Origin of the sequence: Advenella sp. EE-W14 (genome assembly GCF_012923605.1) — a bacterium.
Lineage (GTDB): Bacteria > Pseudomonadota > Gammaproteobacteria > Burkholderiales > Burkholderiaceae_B > Advenella > Advenella alkanexedens.
In genome coordinates this window covers 324,924-343,769 of the sequence record NZ_JAAVNG010000009.1, presented here as the reverse complement: position 1 = coordinate 343,769, position 18,846 = coordinate 324,924, and the positions used below count along the sequence as shown (strand labels likewise).

The following is an 18,846-nucleotide window of genomic DNA, read 5'->3' as shown; positions in this document are numbered from 1 at the left end:
TTTGAACGAAAAGGTGGAGGTGTTTTTGTGGGGGCAGGCATTGTTCCCAATTGCTTTGAACGGATGAGACAGGATGGGCTTGATTTTGACCCGACGCTGTTCAGCCAGCGTCATGAGGGCAGTGCTCATGCGGCCTCATTCAACGATATCGTTATGGAATGATATGGGCCCCGCGTATGCAAAATAGCATGATCTGGTTTGTATTGGTGTTGTGCAGTGTTGCTGCTGCCATTCTGTTCTGGTTTGCCTTGAAATGGTTTCTGAGCGCTTTCAGGAAGTATGAACATGATTTCAAGTACCAGACCCAAAAAAGTCTGGGTGATTTTTTCCTGTTTTTTGATCCGGTGCAGTTGTGGGTATTGGCTGTGCTAATGGGCGCGTTGACCGTTATTCTGGTCTGGTTGCTGTCTAATAGCTTGCCGGTTGCTGTGGTGATGGGGCTGGTGATGTTGATGGCGCCACGTCATGTGCTGTCTGTGTTAAGAAAACGTCGTCTTGAGCGGTTTGACCGCCAATTGCCGGATATGTTGTTGTCCCTGTCTGGTGCGCTGCAGGCTGGAACAGGCGTGCAAAATGCCCTGAAGTTGCTGGTCGAGGAAGCACCGTCTCCCTTGGGACAGGAGATTGGTTTGATGCAGCGGGAGCAGCGTCTGGGGTTGTCATTTGAACAGGCCTTGGACAACCTTGCTCAACGCATGCCTTCGGAAGCAACCGGGTTGGTGGTGTCAGTCCTGAAAATCGCGACTCAAAACGGGGGGAATCTGTCCGAAGCATTGGATCGGATCTCTCTGACATTACGTTCACGGATACAGGTTCAGGGACGCATCAAGGCGCTCACTTCTCAAGGAAAAATGCAGGCCTGGGTTATGTCCAGCCTGCCCGTTGGCCTGATGCTAGTGCTTAACGTGATTGATCCGCAGTCCATGCGGTTTTTATGGGAAACACCTATAGGTTGGGTTGTGCTGGCCGTTATTGTGGTGCTTGAGGTGGCCGGGGCATGGATGATTAGAAAAATCGTGTCCATAGATATTTAGGAGCAGAAATTGAAGTTCTGGTTAAGTATAAGTGCTGCGGGGGTTTGCTTATGTTTGTGTGTGCTTCTGTTGCTTCGCCCCGGCATGCAAGGTGCCTCATTGCCCTCGGGGGATGCACATCCCTGGATGTTGAGGCTGCTTTGGCCATGGATAGATCGTATGGGGCATTTTGTGCAGCCATTTTTACCCTGGAAGTACCGGCTTCGGGTTGACAAAGAGTTGCGTCATGCAGGACTGGAACGCAATCTGACTTGCATGAATATGAGCGCGTTGCAGTTGCTGGCCGGACTGACTGGCACTTTACTGATGATGTGGGTGAGTGTTCGTGTTTTATCACGGCCTTTGGGTTTGTCTTTGCTGCTTGCCATAGTGCCAGGCCTGTTTTGTGGCTGGTTACCCCGGCACTGGCTGCGTTTGCGGGGCAGACAAAGGCAGCGGCAAATATTGAAGGCTTTTCCCTTCATGCTTGATATGACCACTTTGTGCGTGGAGTCCGGGCTGAACCTGCAGGGGGCACTTATTCAGACAGCCCGACTCAGTCCTGAAGGACCTTTGCGTCAGGCGCTTGGGCATGCGCTTAATGATATGCGTGCAGGCATGCCCCGGCTGGATGCCTTGCGGGCCATGGCAGACCGTACCGGGGTGCAGGCTTTGCGTCAGTGGGTCACGGCCATGGCGCAGGCCGATGCATTGGGTATGGGGCTGGGGCCCATTTTGCGGGCGCAATCCGATCAACGACGTTCGGAACGCTTTCTTCGGGCAGAAAAACTGGCCATGGAAGCACCTGTCAAAATGCTGTTGCCTTTGGTGTTATGTATTTTTCCCTGTACATTTATTGTGATTGCCTTTCCAATCGGCATGAAACTGCTTCATTCAGGCCTGTCTTAATGCAACTGTCTCAGGCAAACACCTTCTGGCAGCGCTTCAAGGGCCTGCTTGGCAAAAAAAACTGGCCTGCCAACCAGGTATTATTGATTCGGCCCTGCAGCAGCGTACATACCGTGGGCATGCGGTTTTCCATCTGCGTGATTTTTCTGGGCCGTGATTATCAGGTGCTTAAAGTGATTTCTTTCCTGAAACCATGGCGGTTTGCCTATTGTCGCAAGGCATATTGTGTGCTTGAGCTGGCAACAGGCGTTTTGTCTGATGATGAGGCACTTGCCTGGGAGCAGGCATGTTGTCTGGCTGAAGGTTTTTTTCAGCAGATATCTGAAAAGCGGACAGGCAACTGATGCAATGGCTGGCGTACACCAGAGCAACACCGCTGAATTGATATCCTCTCCGCCCTAAACGGCGGGGCCTGTCGCGCACCGGGTCAATCAGACTCGTTTTAAAAATAAAAACGCCAATATATTGTTTTATATTAAATTTAAAACCCGCGATCGAAACAATTTTTAACAGTTTTATCGTAGAATAAATCGTTTATATTAACCAGACTTGGGTTTTTTTTCTGGTAGCCAGATGTGGGCCGTTTTATATTGGTTTTTTGGCCATCGAAATTGGTCAGGTCGTTTTTTTGAATTTATAACTATTGAGCAGGGACAAAAATGAGCTATAAAGCGCCAATTGAAGATATTGTCTTCAATCTTAAAGATATGGGTTTGTTGAACGATGTTTTGCCATTGCCCGGATTTGAAGAGGTCTCCGAAGATGTGGTAGAGGCGGTGCTAGAGGAAAATGCCCGTTTCGTGGAAGAGGTGGTGGCACCATTGAATGTGGTTGGCGATCGCGAACACTCCATCTGGAACGATGGGCATGTCAAAACCCCGCAGGGTTTTAAAGAAGCGTTTGAAATTTTTGCCTCGGGTGGTTGGCAAGGTTTGCAGCATGATGCTGAACATGGTGGGCAGGGCTTTCCCAAAGTCGTGGCGGCAGCCACTTCTGAAAACCTGAATGCAGCCAATCTGTCTTTTGCCTTGTGCCCCATGTTAACCGATGGCGCCATAGAAGCCATTACCCAGGCAGGATCCCGGGAACAAAAGGAAACCTATATTCCTCCCATGCTTGAAGGGCGCTGGACCGGCACCATGAACCTGACCGAGCCGCAGGCCGGTTCGGATCTGGCATTGGTGAATGCCAAGGCTGTTCCCCAGGATGACGGCAGTTATCGTATTTTTGGCCAGAAAATTTTCATTACTTACGGAGAGCACGATATGGCAGAAAATATCGTGCATCTGGTGCTGGCCCGTACGCCAGGTTCACCGGTGGGTATCAAGGGAATTTCACTTTTTATTGTGCCTAAATTCCTGGTCAATGAAGATGGCAGCCTGGGTAAACGCAATGATGTATGGTGCGCTTCCCTGGAAGAGAAGCTGGGTATCAATGCCAGTCCCACTGCAGTGCTGTTGTTCGGCTCAGGCAAATCGGAAGAGGTGGGTGAGGGGGCGATTGGTTACCTGGTAGGCCAGGAAAACCAGGGTCTGCAGTATATGTTTGTCATGATGAATGCGGCCCGTTATAACGTGGGTATCCAGGGTATCGCCGTTTCCGAACGCGCCTTGCAGCAAGCTCAAGAGTATGCTCAGGAACGGGTCCAGAGCAATGCCCTGGAAGGGTCTGCCGGGCCAGTGCCCATTGTCAATCATCCCGATGTGCAGCGCATGCTGGCCACTATGCGTGGCCTTACCGAGGGTGCCCGTGCGGTTGCCATGTATGCGGCCCGTGCCAATGACCTGTCAGTCAATCATCCGGATGAGTCCGTCCGGGCCAGTAACAAGGCGGCTTATGAGTACCTGGTGCCTATCGTAAAAGGGTTTTCTACCGAAAATGCCGTTGAGGTTTCCTCGCTGGGTGTACAGGTGCACGGAGGCATGGGTTTTATAGAAGAAACAGGTGCTGCCCAGTATTACCGTGATGCCCGTATTTTATCCATCTATGAGGGTACCACGGCTATCCAGGCCAATGATTTTGTGGGTCGCAAAACCTTGCGTGATGGCGGTGCCGTTGCCAAAGGATTTGTCAAAGCCATGCATGAAACCGTGGCTGAGCTTAAGCAGGCAGCCAATAGCAGCAGTCAATTGGCTTTTATTGCCACCCGTCTGGACATTGCCATTCAAGCCTACGAGGCCAGCATTGATTATGTGCTTGAGACTGCCAAAGCGGGTAATGTGCGTGCTGTTTTCATGGGTAGCGTGCCATTTTTGATGCTCTCTGGTTATGTGCATGCCGGTTGGCAACTGGCACGTGCCGCGCTTAAATGCCAGGGGCGCGACGAAGCTTTTTACAGGCAAAAACAGTCTACGGCCGTTTTTTATGCCGCGCATTTGTTGCCTCGCGTCTCTGCATTGTCAGCAGCTGTACAGGCTGGCGACCTGGCCCAGGAAAGCCTTGCTTATTTGAAAACGGTTTAAACCGCTTGTTTTGCCGGCTTTTATTGGGCCCGAATCCTCGCGATAGCAAGTAAGCGCTTGTTGTTTGTACGGATATAAGACCGCTTGCTCCTTTTGGGGCAGGCGGTTTTTTTGTTGTGTTTTCACCAAGGAGAAAATAATCACTTGCCAAAATTACTGTATAAATATACAGTACAGGTTATCGCATGCATAGTTGCGATATCCCAGGTTAGGGTCCTGGTACTTCTGCCGGGTGTGGCTAATGCCATATCCGGCAGTCCCGAACTTTCAGGAGGCTATAAATGCAAGCAGGTAAACTTTCTTCATCAGGTTCAATCAATCGTCATATGGCTAACGACATTTCCTGGTCCCCATATGATCAAACGTATGCCATGTTAAACAATCTCAAGCATCATTGCCACCCCCGTAAAAACCATTTGTCTTTAGGTCGAATGTTTATGGACGTTTGTTCCGCACTGGTATGGGCAGTGGCCATACCCCTTGTGTTGTTTATTGGTACCATGGCAGGGTATTAGCCTAGTATTAGCCAATATAGTACTCAATAGCACCCGAATGTTGTGAAAATATTACTTTTTCTGGTCTGTAAAAAGGTGCTTAATGTCTTAAACATAAGAAAACACTGGCATTTATCCGTTTAAGGATATATAATTTTCTGCTTTATTGTATTCATCCTCTGGCGGCTTTGCGGGTAAAGGGTTATCTGCAAGTACGGCGTAAAAAATAAATGCTTTGTATCAGTTTTTAGCCGTGTATGATGATTTAAGGAGTTCTCATGAACCTTATCGAACAACTCGAGAAAGAAGAGATTGATCGCCTGACTGGTGGTACACCAGCTGTTGAGTTTGCACCGGGTGACACAGTTATCGTTAACGTAAACGTGGTTGAAGGTACACGTAAACGTGTGCAGGCTTACGAAGGTGTTGTTATTGCCAAGCGTAACCGCGGTCTGAATTCTGCTTTTATCGTACGTAAAATTTCTTCCGGTGAAGCCGTAGAGCGTACATTCCAGTTGTATTCTCCCACCATCGCTTCCATCGAAGTGAAACGTCGTGGTGATGTACGTCGTGCCAAACTGTACTACTTGCGCAACCGTTCCGGTAAAGCTGCTCGTATTAAAGAAAAACTGGTACGCAAAACAGTGGCAGCATAATTTCATTTTTTATGAAATTCAGTTGTCCCTGAAGGAAAAAGCACCTATATTTATAGGTGCTTTTTTTATTTCAGAGGATTTTTATTTGTCGAAAGAAATTATCAGGCCCCAGCAAAAAATAATATTGCCATTTGATCCGGTTATTCAGCCTTGGTCTCCGGCCAGTGAAAACCTGTCTGCGGTGCCAGGCTCATTGTTGACCCCCGATTTATTTCAAAAGGCTTTTGATCATCGTTTTGTCTGGCAGGCAGAGTCGCTGCTGCACGACTGGAATAATGTCAAATTCACAGAACAGCAAACGTATATAGATGCGGCTGTCCTGTTGCCGCTGGTTTATGTCAACAAAGAAATTCATGTTATTTTGACAAAACGTTCCCCTCGGCTGAAAAAACATGCCGGTCAAATCAGTTTTCCTGGAGGACGGGTTGAGGCAAGCGACCCCTCTGCCAAAGATGCCGCTTTGCGTGAGACGGAAGAAGAAATTGGTATTCCGGCTTCCAGTATAGAGGTGGTTGGCCAGTTGCCAGACCTGTTTACCGGGACCGGTTTTCTGATGAAGCCCTATGTGGGCTGGGTTGATGAAGGGTTTTCAATCCGGAAGGACAGTAACGAGGTGGAAGAGGTGTTTTATGTCCCCTTGTCTTTCCTTATGGATCCACGCAACCACCGTTTGCACAATGCAAAATTGCCCGATGGCACGATCAGAAATTATTTTTCAATGCCCTGGAATTCTTATTTTATCTGGGGTGCAACGGCCTCGGTTATCAGAAATTTGTATCATCGCCTGCACCAGGCAGCCATTTGAGCAAAGCAGGTAAAACCACCAGGATTGCCACGGCATAAGCGAGGGGTGGTTTTGCCCGTTTTTTCTTTTAATCAATAGCGTTTTGCTGACTGGCTTTCAAGCAGGATACGCTCATAAAGCTCATGGCGCTTGCTGTTTATTTTGCCGTCTTTCAGCGCAGCCAGCACGCCACATCCCGGCTCATGCAAATGGGTGCAATTATAAAAGCGACATGATTCAATATGTTCCTTGAATTCAGGAAAGCCATTGGCAATATCGGTTTGTGCCAAATGGTAAAGACCAAATGCCTGGAAGCCGGGCGAGTCAATAAGACAGCCGGTTTGGCCGGGTAAGTGATACAGCCGTGTGCTGGTTGTGGTGTGTTTGCCGGTACCCAAAGCTACCGAGTGCGCCTGGGTGTGCGCTTTGGCATCTGGAATAAGCACATTTAAAATGCTTGATTTGCCCATGCCGCTTTGCCCAAGCAACAGGCTGGTTTTGTCTTTCAGCAAGGGTAGCAGGTCGCGCTTTAACTGTTCGGGCTCGTAAATACTGCATGAAATAATCGGAACGCCCATCTCACGGTAAATTCCAAGGGATTCCTGCGCGCGGGCCAAACCGCTTTCCAGATCGCATTTGTTCAGCAGGATGATGGGGCTGATGTTTGCACTCCAGGCGCCGGTCAGGGCACGTCCGGTAAGATCATCAGAAAAAACCGGTTCGGTGGCGACCACAATGAGCAACTGGTCTACATTGGCGGCAAACTGCTTGGAACGCATTTCATCCGAGCGGTAGAGCAGGTTTTGTCGTTCCAGGGTTTCTTCAATGCTGCCTTCGTCCTCTCCCTGGGGTTGAATGCGAACAAAATCGCCAACGCAGATGCCGGTTTTTTTGCCACGGGTGTAGCATTGCCGCAGTTGGCCGTTTTCAAGTTCAACCTGGTAATGACGGCCATGGGCGGAAATTACGCGTCCTTTCATGTGTTTACGCCTTTGAACCGGTTAACAAGTGCTGGATACGGACAGAGGCCGGTGGATGGCTGTCATAGAAGGCCGAGTGTATCGGATCAGGAGTGAGTGTGGCGGCATTGTCATCATAAAGTTTGACCAGGGCTGAGACCAGTGATTGGGCTTCGGTTTGCTCACTGGCATATTGATCGGCCTGGAATTCGTCTTTACGGGAAAACCAGCTTGCCAGCGGAGAGAGCAGGAAGGTAAATACCGGCACGGCCATGAAAAACAGAATGAGTGCCAGCGCATCATTGCTGTGCATGAGTGCCGGGGGGGCACCCAGGCCTTCGTAAAACCAGATGGTGTTTTTGACATAACCTAACAAGGCAAAAAACACCAGGGCAACAAAGAAGCTGATGGCCATTCTCTTGATAATGTGTTTGTGTTTGAAGTGACCCAGCTCATGGGCAAGCACGGCCTCAATTTCAGGACCATTGAGTTTGTTCAGCAGAGTGTCAAAAAACACGATGCGCCGTGATTTGCCAAAACCGGTAAAGTAGGCATTACCATGGGCGGAGCGTTTGGATCCATCCATGACAAACAGGCCCTTTAATGTAAACCCGCAGCGCGAAGCCAGTTTATTGATCCGTTCAGCCAGTTCCGGGTTATCAAGCGGGGTGAATTTATTGAATAGCGGTGCAATAAATGTGGGGTACAAATACAGGATAAGTACATTGAATCCAACCCAAAGAGCCCATGCCCAGAGCCACCAGCCGTTGCCCGCTTCAGCCATTAGCCATAAAATGGCGGCCATTAAGGGCAAGCCAAGAATAAGACTGACCACAATACCTTTGATGGAATCGCTGATGAACAGTTTAAGGGTCATGCGATTGAAGCCGTATTTGGCTTCAAGCCTGAACTGACGCCATAAACTGAAAGGCAGGTGCAGCAGCCCGGTAATAATGCCAACTGAAGCAAGCAGGGCCAGCTGACGCCACATGTCTCCTGAAAATTGCTGTTGCAGGAAAATGTCCAGCAGATGCAAACCACCCAGCAGGGTAAAGCCAATAAGTATCATTGCGTCAAATATCCACTCGCCCATCCCCAGTTTCATGCGTTCAATCGTATAATCAGCTGCCCGCTGGTGACTGCGCAGGCTTATTTTTTCAGAGAATTCTGCAGGAACCGCGTTGCGGTGCTGGCTGACGTGACGGATTTGACGGCTTGACAGCCAAAGTCTAACGATGGCTTCGAGGCCAAGAAACAGGATAAATAAGAGTGTAAACAGCGTTGTTGTCATATGTTAATGATTGCTCTGTGCGAAAATAACGAAACTCAGTATTAAGGATAAATGAAAATGGCAGTAAATGATTTGCGTCTGGTTTGGCTGGATATGGAAATGAGCGGTCTGGATCCTGAAAAAGAAAAAATCCTGGAGATCGCCGTTGTGGTTACCGAACCGGATCTGACTATTGTGGCTGAAGGGCCTGTATTGGTTATTCATCAACCTGATAGTGTATTAGATGCCATGGATAAATGGAATACGTCCACCCATGGTAAAAGTGGATTAATCCAAAAAGTTAAAGATTCCACTTTAACAGAAGAGCAGGCTGAAGATATTTTGATTGAGTTCCTGTCCCAATATGTGCCGAAAGGTGCATCTCCCCTGTGTGGCAATACCATTAGTCAGGATCGGCGTTTCATGTTCAAGTACATGCCTCGTTTTGAACAGTATTTCCATTACCGCAATCTGGATGTCAGTACGCTTAAAGAACTTTCCCGCCGTTGGAAACCCGAGGTTTACAAGGGTTTTGCCAAGAAAAGCAAGCACGAGGCGCTGGCCGATATTCATGAGTCGATTGAGGAAATGAAGTATTATCGGGAACACTTCATTAAAGTGTAGATGTATTGGGGACTGGCGAAGACATGCAGACACTAATCGGACAGGCGGGCCCGCAGGGAATTGCCGGTATTGGCACAGACCTGATTTATATTCACCGGATACAGTCGTCTTATGACCGTTTTGGCATGCGCTTTGTAAAACGCATCCTGGGGCCAGGGGAAATCCTCAAGTTTGAGAGGCGCTACACGCGTGATGCGGCCCGTGGCATCCGTTTTCTGGCCACTCGTTTTGCTGCCAAAGAGGCTTTTTCCAAGGCCATTGGCTTGGGCATGCGCATGCCCATGTATTGGTCCGGGATGCAAACCCTGAATGCGGCCAGTGGCAAGCCCGTGGTGGTGCTGGCTGAACCGCTTAAAACCTGGTATGAACAACGGTTTGGTACGGCACATGTGTCAGTTACCGACGAATCTGATCTGGCCATGGCATTTGTCCTGGTTGAATCTAAAAAAGGACAATAAAATGCAATCATTGGCAGTACCGCCCGGACCCGTTATGGTTGATGTGCAGGGCACGCAGTTAACCCAGCGCGAAAAAGAACGTTTGCGTCACCCGTTGGTGGGGGCGGTTATTTTGTTTGCCCGCAATTATGAAAGCCCCGAACAGCTAAGTGCACTTACCCGGGAAATCCATGAAGTCCGGAAAGCGCCTCTGCTGATTGCGGTTGACCATGAAGGGGGGCGGGTACAGCGTTTCAAAACCAACGGTTTTACACACTTGCCCGGCATGCGCGAATTGGGGTGTTATTGGGAGAAGGATCCGCAGTCGGCCATTCGTGCCGCCACTGAGCTGGCTTATGTCATGGCGGCCGAGTTGCGTGCCTGTGGGGTGGACTTTACCTTTGCACCGGTACTCGACCTTGACTATGGGGTCAGTCAGGTGATTGGCAGTCGTTCTTTTCACCGCGATCCCAAGGTGGTGACCACATTGGCGCGAGCCATTATTCAGGGGCTTTGCCTGGCGGGTATGGCGGCCTGTGGCAAACATTTTCCGGGGCATGGCTTTGTGGAAGCCGATTCCCATTTGGCCATTCCGGTGGATGAGCGTACCCTGGATGAAATCATGAATGAAGATGCGCTGCCATACCAGTGGCTGGGTGATATGGTTTTGCCCGCTGTGATGCCCGCCCATGTTATTTATCCCAAGGTTGATAATTCACCTGCCGGTTTTTCCCGGAAATGGGTGCAGGATATTCTGCGCCGGCAACTTGTCTATAATGGGGTGGTGTTCTCTGATGATCTTACGATGGAAGGTGCATCGGTCGCTGGCGATATCGTCGCACGTGCGCAGGCAGCCCTGAACGCCGGTTGTGATATGGTGCTGGTGTGCAACCGTCCTGACCTGGCTGATGAATTGCTTGAACGGCTTGAATTTGCCATTACAAGCGAGTCCATTGAACGGATTCAGCGCCTGATGCCAGCCATGCCTTTCATGAATTGGGAAGCCTTGCAATTGAATAAGCGGTACCAAGATGCCCGAGCCTTTCGACATAAAATCGTTTCTGAGTGACCTGCCTCATTTGCCGGGTGTTTACCGACACCTGGATGAAAATGGTACGGTCCTTTATGTGGGCAAGGCGCGTGACCTGAAGAAAAGGGTTTCTTCCTATTTTCAGAAAACCCCGTCCAGTCCGCGTATTGCCCATATGGTGGCCCGCGTGGTGCGTCTGGAAGTCACTGTCACGCGCTCCGAGGCCGAGGCCCTGATTCTTGAGAATAATCTCATTAAATCATTGCGCCCGCGCTATAACATCTTATTCAGGGACGACAAATCCTATCCCTATTTAATGGTTAGCGATCATGCGTTCCCGCGGATTGTGTACTATCGGGGCAGCACCAGCAAGAAAGGGCGCTTTTTCGGACCCTATCCAAACTCCTGGGCAGTGCGGGAAACCATTCAGATCCTGCAAAAGGTGTTTCGTTTGCGCACCTGTGAAGACACGGTCTTTGCCAACCGTTCCCGTCCCTGTTTGCTGCATCAGATCGGGCGCTGTTCCGCATCTTGTGTGCAGGCGCTTTCCGAAGATGCTTACCGGCAGGACGTGGAAAGGGCTGTGCGTTTTCTGGATGGTCAGGCCAGTGATGTGATTGATGATATTGAGAAGCGCATGATGGCGGCTTCCGATGCACTTGAATTCGAGCAGGCTGCCGTTTTGCGCGATCAGATGCATGCCCTGGCCACGGTTTTGCACCAGCAATCCATGGAAGAAGCCGGTGGAGGCGATGTGGATATTATTGCGGTTGAAATGCTGGGCGGCAAGGTCTGCGTCAATTTGGCCATGGTAAGAGGCGGGCGGCATCTGGGTGACAAGGCATTTTTTCCGGCACAAACAGATGGCGATACGCCTTCTGATGTGTTAAGTGCCTTCGTGGCACAGCATTATCTTGATAATGTGATGCCTGCCTTATTGGTTTGCTCTCACCCCTTGTCTGAACCGGAATTGCTGGATATGCTGAATGAGCATGCGGCAGGCAGGGTGAAGGTGCGGTTGCAGACGCGTGTTCAGGGTATTAAAAAAGCCTGGCTTGAACAGGCAGTGAAAAATGCCCAATTGGCCTTGTCGCGGGTGTTGTCCGAGTCGACGGCAAAAGCGGCCCGTACGCGGGCGCTGGCCGAGTTGCTTGGGCTGGATACCGATGAGAATGCACTGGATGACATTCGGATTGAATGTTTCGATATCAGCCATACTGCCGGAGAGGCTACCCAGGCTTCATGTGTGGTTTATCTTCATCATGACATGCAACCTTCGCAGTATCGTCGTTACAATATAGCGGGTATTACACCGGGTGACGATTATGCCGCCATGCGCCAGGTGTTGGAACGACGCTTCTCAAGAGTGGCCGATGCGGAATCTCCCATGCCAAACGTGGTGTTGATTGACGGCGGCAAGGGTCAGGTTGAAATTGCCCGGCAGGTATTTGAAGAGTTGGGTCTGGATACCAGCGTGATTGTTGGTGTGGCCAAGGGTGAAGGGCGTAAATTGGGACTTGAAACCCTGGTATTTACCGATGAACGGGAACCGGTGGCGCTTGGTTTGGGTTCTCCGGCCTTGATGCTGGTAGCACAGGTGCGTGATGAGGCGCACCGCTTTGCCATTACCGGCATGCGGGCCAAACGGGCCAAAACCCGTAATGTATCCAGGCTTGAGGAAATCGAGGGAGTGGGTACCAAACGCAGACAAAAGCTGCTGGCACGTTTTGGTGGTTTTTCTGGTGTGGCAGCCGCCAGTATTGATGATTTGCGATCGGTGGAAGGAATTTCGCAGGCTTTGGCAGAACGTATCTACGAATCACTAAGATAGTGGTAGGATTACACATTATGAAAACAATGAACATACCCATTATTTTGACCTGGATGCGGGTTGCCATGATTCCGTTGGTCATTGCCCTGTATTACTTGCCTACCGAGTGGATGGGCATTCATTTGCGCGATACGATTGGTGCATTGGCTTTTATTGTAGCTGCGCTTACTGACTGGTTCGATGGCTGGTTGGCCAGGCGCTGGAATCAGACTTCTTCGTTCGGGGCGTTTTTGGACCCGGTTGCCGACAAGCTGATGGTGTGTGCCGCCTTGCTCATTTTGCTTGATCTGAGCCGGCTTGATTCTTTTATTGCGCTTATTATTATTGGACGTGAATTAACCATTTCCGCCCTGCGTGAATGGATGGCGACTGTTGGTGCCCGTGATAGTGTGGCCGTGCACTGGCTGGGCAAGCTTAAAACCACGGCACAAATGGTGGCCATTCCCTGTTTGATGTTTGCTCAAACCTGGCAAGGTATTCCTTTTTATCAGGTGGGGCAGGTACTTATTTATGTGGCTGCCATATTAACGGTATGGTCCATGTTTTACTACATGCGCAAGGCATGGCCTATTCTCCGGAAACAGGCATGAAATAACTTTTTGAAAATATTAATTAACCACTCGTATCAGGGTGGTTAATTTTTTTAAAAACAAAATGAGACATGAACACGCAAGTATTATCTCCTGATGCAACGCTGGATGAAAAAGAAGCGGCAAGCCGTGACTGGCAAGTCATTTCCCTGATTGGGGTAGTGCATGCCGGGTCACATTTTTTTCAGCTGGTATTGCCATCTCTGTATCTTTCACTTAACCGGGAATTTGGTTACAGTTTTGCCGAGCTTGGTTTGGTCACCATGGTGTTTTTCGTGGTTTCCATGCTGGGGCAGGCCAGTTCAGGCTTTATCGTTGATAAAAAAGGGGGGCGGCCAGTCTTACGCTTTGGTTTGGCATTTATGGCAATTTCCGCTTTCCTTATCGCCCTGGCGCCAGGGTATCCGGCTTTGCTATTGGCGGCTATTATCGGAGGATTGGGTAATGCCATTTTTCATCCGGTGGATTTTTCTCTCATCAATCAACATGTCGGGGTAAAACGCCTGGGGCATGCATTCAGTGTGCATGGAGTGTCAGGTAACCTGGGTTGGGCATTTGCGCCTGTTTTCATGGCGTTCATGATTGCCATGACCGGCTCATGGCGAATTGCCGCAGCGGCTGCCGGGGTGTTGTTGCTATTGCTGCTTTTGCTAACGTATCTCAAGGGGGCATTGATTGCGCCCGTCAAGGATAGTGGGCAGACTGCACATCCCGAACCCCATCAAAGCATGGGGTTTGTTCAAAAATTGTTGTTTTTGCTGAAAAATCCGGCTTTATGGGGAGCGTTTATCTTTTTTGCCTGTGGCACGATTGCCATGTCTTCGGTGCAGAATTTCACCGTACCCATTATGGGTGCGCTTTATGACACGACCAAAGAGGTTGCCAGTACGGCTTTGTCGCTTTATATGCTCTCGGCAGGGGCGGGGTTGCTGATTGGTGGTTTTCTGGCCGGCACTACCAGCAGGACTGAAAAAATAGTGGGCGTGGCTTTGTTTGGCTCAGGGCTGGCCTATTTATTCCTGGCCAGTGGTCTTGTTCCGTCGTCCTGGGCTATTTTTGGTTTATGTGTAGCTGGTTTTCTGTTTGGGATGGCCGGACCGTCGCGCGATATGCTTATCAGGCGGGTGGCGCCCAAAGGGGCCATGGGCTCGGTTTATGGGCTGGTTTATTCGGGTATGGATGTCGGCTCGGCACTTGGGCCGGTTGCCTATGGCGTCATGCTTGATTATGGACAGTTTTCGGGGCCTTGGATAGGTGCCGGACTGGCTTCTTTTGTGGCCGTGGCGGCTGCATTCTGGGTTGCTTATTGTGCAAAGCTAAAAGGGTTGTAATAATGGATGTTCAAACAGAAAAACAAAAAGTTCTCACTATGGCGCAGCTCTTGTTTTGTGGCGCCTTTATTGTCACCATGTCAATGGGGATACGACATGGTTTTGGCTTGTGGTTGCAGCCCATTACCCAGGCCAACGAATGGGACAGGGAAACCTTTTCATTTGCCCTGGCCATGCAAAACCTCGTTTGGGGGTTCACCGGTATTTTTGCCGGGATGGTTTCTGATCGTTTCGGTGCAGTCAAGGTCATTATCCTGGGGGGTATTTTGTATGCTCTTGGTTTGTTGGGAATGGCCTACTCAACCACCGGTCTGGGATTTATGCTGTCCAGTGGTTTTTTAATTGGTATAGCCCAGTCAGGTACGACGTACGCGATTATTTTTGGTGTCATAGGACGTAATATTCCGGCTGACCGTCGTTCATGGGCCATGGGGGTTGTTGCTGCAGCCGGTTCTTTCGGCCAGTTTTTAATGGTGCCCGTTGAGAATTTTCTGATTGATGTGTTTGATTGGAAGATTGCCCTGGTGGTGTTAAGTGGCCTGGTCCTGGTTATTGTTCCGTTGGGTATGGGCATGCGTGAGCCTTCACCAGTGGCCGGTGTTGCCTCGGGTGCACGCCAGGGTATTGTCCCTGCCATTAAAGAAGCATTTGCATACCCCAGTTTCCGCTTGCTGGTGGCCGGGTATTTCGTATGCGGCTTTCAGGTCGTGTTCATTGGCGTTCATATGCCCAGTTACCTTAAAGATGCAGGCATGAATCCGGAAGTGGCCAGCTATGCCCTGGCTTTAATCGGGCTTTTTAATGTATTTGGCACTTATGCGGTTGGCCTGATGGGACAAAAATATCCCAAACGTTATTTGCTGGCCGGTATTTATACCTTGCGTGGGATTACGATTATTATTTTCCTGTTGGCACCCCTGACGCCTGTGAGCGTATATGTGTTTTCAGCTGTCATGGGTTTGCTTTGGTTATCCACCGTGCCGCCGACGAATGCGATTGTGGCGCAAATATTTGGTGTCCAGCATTTTGCGATGCTGGGTGGGTTTGTGTTTTTCAGTCATCAGATAGGTTCTTTCCTGGGGGTCTGGCTGGGTGGTATCATGTACGATATCTATGGCAGTTATGACCCTGTTTGGTATTTGGCCATTGCGCTTAGTGTTTTTGCCACTGCCATGAATTTACCGATTAAAGAGAGTGCCATTGTTCGTCCGGTGGTAGTCGCTTAGTCCAGGAGTAAAATCGGCATGCATCCAATGTTAAAAAAATGTTTTATTTATGGTGGCTTGGTACTGGTTCTTGCACTGGTATTTATTATGTATACACAGCCCAGCCTGTTTATTACATTATCCAACCAGTTTTGGTCCTGTTTTTAGCGCCTGAACTTTTCCCTTTTTACAACACCGTCATCATGACGGTGTTTTTTATGGCTGGCTGGTTTTGATCATAACCCTTGCTTATATGTTTGTTTTTTATATTGTGAATACAGCATTTCATAATATGAAAAAATGATGTTGCGATGTTGAAAAAAATATTTCATAAACAAAAAAAGCATTCCATATTATAAAATTAAATTTATAAGTATATGAAAAATATATAAAAAATAAATGGTCTTATATAAGACATAAGTGTGTTTTGCGGTGCCGCAAAGAGATAGAATTTATCCAACTTCTCAAACATTTTTAATCTTTATTTTTTATCTTTATTTTTCCAGGAGATGACTATGTCAAACCGTGAAACAGCAATCCGTAACTTGCAAAAAGAATGGGCCGAAAACCCACGCTGGCAGGGCATTAAGCGCAATTACAGCGCGGAAGATGTTGTCAAGTTGCAAGGTTCCCTGCAACAGGAATATACCCTGGCACGTCGTGGCTCAGAAAAACTGTGGAATTTGTTGCACACCGAGCCTTTCGTCAACTCTTTGGGCGCACTTACCGGTAACCAGGCCATGCAGCAGGTCAAGGCCGGCCTTAAAGCCATTTACCTGTCTGGCTGGCAAGTAGCTGGCGATGCCAATATTGCCGGTGAAATGTATCCCGATCAATCCCTGTATCCGGTTAACTCTGTACCAAACGTTGTTCGTCGCATCAACAACGCTTTAACCCGATGTGACCAGATTCAATGGATGGAAGGCAAAGAGCCCGGCGATGAAGGCTTTATCGACTTCTTCGCTCCTATCGTTGCCGACGCCGAAGCCGGTTTTGGTGGCGTTCTGAATGCTTACGAATTAATGAAATCCATGATTGAGGCAGGTGCTTCCGGCGTTCACTTTGAAGATCAGCTGGCTGCAGCCAAAAAATGTGGTCACATGGGTGGCAAAGTGTTGGTCCCAACCCGTGATGCTGTTGCAAAACTGGTTTCAGCACGTTTGGCCGCCGACGTAATGGGTGTTCCCACTTTGTTGCTGGCCCGTACCGATGCTGATGCCGCCGACCTCATCACCAGTGATATTGATGAAAACGATCGTGAGTTCATCACTGGTGAACGTACTGTTGAAGGCTTTTTCCGTACCCGTGCCGGTGTTGATCAGGCAATTTCACGTGGTTTGGCTTATGCGCCTTATGCAGATCTGCTCTGGTGTGAAACCTCAACCCCTAACCTGGATGATGCCAAAAAATTTGCTGAAGCCATCCATAAACAATTCCCTGGCAAATTGCTGGCTTATAACTGCTCACCATCTTTCAACTGGAAGAAAAACCTGGATGACGTTACCATCGCCAAGTTTCAGAAAGAGTTGGGTGCCATGGGTTATAAATTCCAGTTCATCACACTCGCAGGCTTCCATGCACTGAACTATGGCATGTTTGAATTGGCTCATGGTTATGCCCGTCGTCAAATGAGCGCATTCGTTGAGTTGCAGCAAAAAGAGTTTGCAGCTGCTGACTTGGGCTTTACAGCGGTTAAACACCAGCGTGAAGTTGGAACAGGTTACTTTGATGCGGTTACACAAACGATTGAAGGTGGTCGTTCTTCAACCACAGCACTCACAGGCTCTACCGAAGAAGCCCAGTTTGCCGCTCACTAAGCTGGCCGGGTTTAAAAACAGCTTGTAAAGGCTCCGTCAGGGGGCTTCGCAAGATAGGATGCGAGGCCTCCGTTTCTTTACACAGCAAGCGATTGCCATGCAGTACTCATTCTTTGCAAGGCAGCACTTATGGAAAAGTAATGTTGTAACCGTTGCTGCGTTGTTTCTGGGCCAGAGCCTGGGCCAGGTCGGCAACAGCGGTGGCGTAGAAGTAGCTGCGGTTGTATTTGGTGATTGCAAAGAAATTGGGTGTGGCGGTGCGATATTCGGTTTGCCCACGGATTTCATCAGGCAGGTTGATAACGCCCAGTTGTTTACCCGACTTCCAGTTGCTGTTGTTGCTGTTGTTGGAAAGCGTTGCACCGGAAGATTGCAATTGTTCCCAGCTCAGGTAAGGCTCAAGGCCACCATCAACCAAGGCAGCGGGATTGGCAGGCAGGCGAACAGGTGCAAAGATCGGTGTGTTTTTTTGCCAGCCGTGTTTAACCAGGAAATTGGCCACAGACATAATGGCGTCTTCTGTACTGTTACGTAAATCAATTTTGCCGTTTTTGTCACCGTCAATTGCGTAGTGCAAAATACTGATTGGCATGAATTGCGGTAGACCGGTTGCACCGGCAAAAGAACCCTCTTCGTGCAAGGCATTCAGCTTTCCCTGGTAGTCAAGATTTATCAAGGCAGCCAGCTGATTTCTGAACATTTGGCTTTTCTCGGGGCGAGAGGCATCAGGGTGATTGAAGCCCAGGGTATACAGGGCATCCAGCATGCGGAATGAGCCCATGTAACGGCCGTAAACTGTTTCTACGCCAATAATGCTGGCAATAACGGCTGCGGGTACTCCGTACTGGCTTTCAGCCCGTGCAAGTGCGCTTCGGTTGGCTTCCCAGAATTCGGTACCTTGTTGCAAGCGGACCGGTTCGACAAAACGTGCCCGGTAACTGGGCCAGACACGCTTGATGCGGCCTTTGGGGCCTTGCGGCATAATAAGCCGGGCAACCCTTTCATTGTATTGGGCATTGTTCAGCAGGTTTTGTACATATGTTTCGGGAATGCCATAACGTTGGGACACTTGTTTTACAAACTGCTCCCGAATGGCTGACAGCGGAGAGTTTTCAAGCTGCCAACCGGTTTTGGCGGATTGGGTCGATGTGTTTGCGTTGTTGATGGCTGTTTTGTTTTTCTGCTCAACAGGGGCGCCGGCACAGGCTGTTAAAAGCAGGGAGCTTAGGGCTATCAAGAGCGGGGTTCTGGTTTTTAACATCATGATTCGGTATGCTTGTTTTAAGGTTGGACGCGGTAATTGGGATTTAGGGCGTATCACGTTTGATTTGATGAAAAATGTAATGGATAGGCCGACTTCTTTGAAAGAAGTATGTTAGATTGTAATGATTCATTAAAATAAATGGTGTTTTTTTTAGCCATAACACTATTCAA

Annotated in this window: 17 protein-coding genes; 14 read left to right on the top strand and 3 right to left on the bottom strand. The window is 49.2% G+C overall.

All coding sequences use genetic code 11. The features are described 5' to 3' along the window. The first annotated feature begins 188 nt into the window (after positions 1 to 188). From HCX92_RS08895 to HCX92_RS08870, 6 genes are all read left to right on the top strand, one after another. On the top strand, positions 189 to 1,034 hold the full coding sequence (locus tag HCX92_RS08895) for a type II secretion system F family protein (protein WP_169294588.1): 846 nt from the start codon (positions 189 to 191) through the stop codon (positions 1,032 to 1,034). A 60-nt stretch (positions 1,035 to 1,094) separates the two neighbouring features. Further along, positions 1,095 to 1,922, top strand: coding sequence for a type II secretion system F family protein (locus HCX92_RS08890; protein ID WP_287812107.1), 828 nt, complete (start codon positions 1,095 to 1,097; stop codon positions 1,920 to 1,922). After that, entirely contained in the window at positions 1,922 to 2,266 is a 345-nt protein-coding gene (locus tag HCX92_RS08885; protein ID WP_169294587.1) for a DUF192 domain-containing protein, read from the top strand. Before HCX92_RS08890 ends, HCX92_RS08885 begins: the two co-directional genes overlap by 1 nt. 315 nt (positions 2,267 to 2,581) lie before the next feature. Beyond that, positions 2,582 to 4,384, top strand: coding sequence for an acyl-CoA dehydrogenase (locus HCX92_RS08880; RefSeq protein ID WP_169294586.1), 1,803 nt, complete (start codon positions 2,582 to 2,584; stop codon positions 4,382 to 4,384). 772 nt (positions 4,385 to 5,156) lie between these two features. Next, a complete protein-coding gene (gene rplS, locus HCX92_RS08875; RefSeq protein WP_169294585.1) occupies positions 5,157 to 5,534 on the top strand; it encodes a 50S ribosomal protein L19 in 378 nt (125 codons plus the stop codon). Positions 5,535 to 5,619: 85 nt separating this feature from the next. After that, complete coding sequence (locus tag HCX92_RS08870; RefSeq protein ID WP_248290026.1) at positions 5,620 to 6,339, top strand: CoA pyrophosphatase; 720 nt, start codon at positions 5,620 to 5,622, stop codon at positions 6,337 to 6,339. A gap of 71 nt (positions 6,340 to 6,410) precedes the next feature. Here the strand turns inward: HCX92_RS08870 and rsgA are convergent, their stop codons facing one another. Together rsgA and HCX92_RS08860 are read right to left on the bottom strand one after the other, a co-directional pair. Beyond that, complete coding sequence (gene rsgA, locus HCX92_RS08865; RefSeq protein WP_169294584.1) at positions 6,411 to 7,298, bottom strand: ribosome small subunit-dependent GTPase A; 888 nt, start codon at positions 7,296 to 7,298, stop codon at positions 6,411 to 6,413. A gap of 4 nt (positions 7,299 to 7,302) precedes the next feature. Then, positions 7,303 to 8,568 carry a M48 family metallopeptidase gene (locus tag HCX92_RS08860; protein ID WP_169294583.1) on the bottom strand — a complete coding sequence of 422 codons (1,266 nt, stop codon included), beginning with the start codon at positions 8,566 to 8,568 and terminating at the stop codon, positions 7,303 to 7,305. 57 nt (positions 8,569 to 8,625) lie between these two features. Here HCX92_RS08860 and orn point away from each other — a divergent pair, with 57 nt between their 5' ends. From orn to aceA, 8 genes are all read left to right on the top strand, one after another. Next, a complete protein-coding gene (gene orn / locus HCX92_RS08855) occupies positions 8,626 to 9,171 on the top strand; it encodes an oligoribonuclease (protein ID WP_169294582.1) in 546 nt (181 codons plus the stop codon). A 23-nt stretch (positions 9,172 to 9,194) separates the two neighbouring features. Next, a complete protein-coding gene (gene acpS / locus HCX92_RS08850) occupies positions 9,195 to 9,629 on the top strand; it encodes a holo-ACP synthase (RefSeq protein WP_169294581.1) in 435 nt (144 codons plus the stop codon). Position 9,630: 1 nt separating this feature from the next. Further along, complete coding sequence (gene nagZ / locus HCX92_RS08845; RefSeq protein WP_169294580.1) at positions 9,631 to 10,677, top strand: beta-N-acetylhexosaminidase; 1,047 nt, start codon at positions 9,631 to 9,633, stop codon at positions 10,675 to 10,677. Further along, on the top strand, positions 10,640 to 12,469 hold the full coding sequence (gene uvrC, locus HCX92_RS08840) for an excinuclease ABC subunit UvrC (protein ID WP_169294579.1): 1,830 nt from the start codon (positions 10,640 to 10,642) through the stop codon (positions 12,467 to 12,469). Before nagZ ends, uvrC begins: the two co-directional genes overlap by 38 nt. Positions 12,470 to 12,486: 17 nt before the next feature. Continuing rightward, the gene (gene pgsA, locus HCX92_RS08835; RefSeq protein ID WP_169294578.1) at positions 12,487 to 13,059 is read left to right on the top strand and encodes a CDP-diacylglycerol--glycerol-3-phosphate 3-phosphatidyltransferase; all 573 of its coding nucleotides are present in this window, start codon (positions 12,487 to 12,489) and stop codon (positions 13,057 to 13,059) included. Between the two features lie 71 nt (positions 13,060 to 13,130). Continuing rightward, positions 13,131 to 14,390, top strand: a complete 1,260-nt coding sequence (locus tag HCX92_RS08830; protein ID WP_169294577.1) for an MFS transporter — start codon at positions 13,131 to 13,133, stop codon at positions 14,388 to 14,390. Between the two features lie 2 nt (positions 14,391 to 14,392). After that, entirely contained in the window at positions 14,393 to 15,616 is a 1,224-nt protein-coding gene (locus HCX92_RS08825) for an MFS transporter (RefSeq protein WP_169294576.1), read from the top strand. A 494-nt stretch (positions 15,617 to 16,110) separates the two neighbouring features. After that, positions 16,111 to 17,412: an isocitrate lyase gene (gene aceA / locus HCX92_RS08820; RefSeq protein WP_169294575.1), complete on the top strand. Its 1,302-nt coding sequence runs from the start codon at positions 16,111 to 16,113 to the stop codon at positions 17,410 to 17,412. Positions 17,413 to 17,539: 127 nt separating this feature from the next. Here the strand turns inward: aceA and mltB are convergent, their stop codons facing one another. Further along, complete coding sequence (mltB, locus tag HCX92_RS08815) at positions 17,540 to 18,676, bottom strand: lytic murein transglycosylase B (RefSeq protein WP_248290025.1); 1,137 nt, start codon at positions 18,674 to 18,676, stop codon at positions 17,540 to 17,542. Between the last annotated feature and the right edge of the window lie 170 nt (positions 18,677 to 18,846).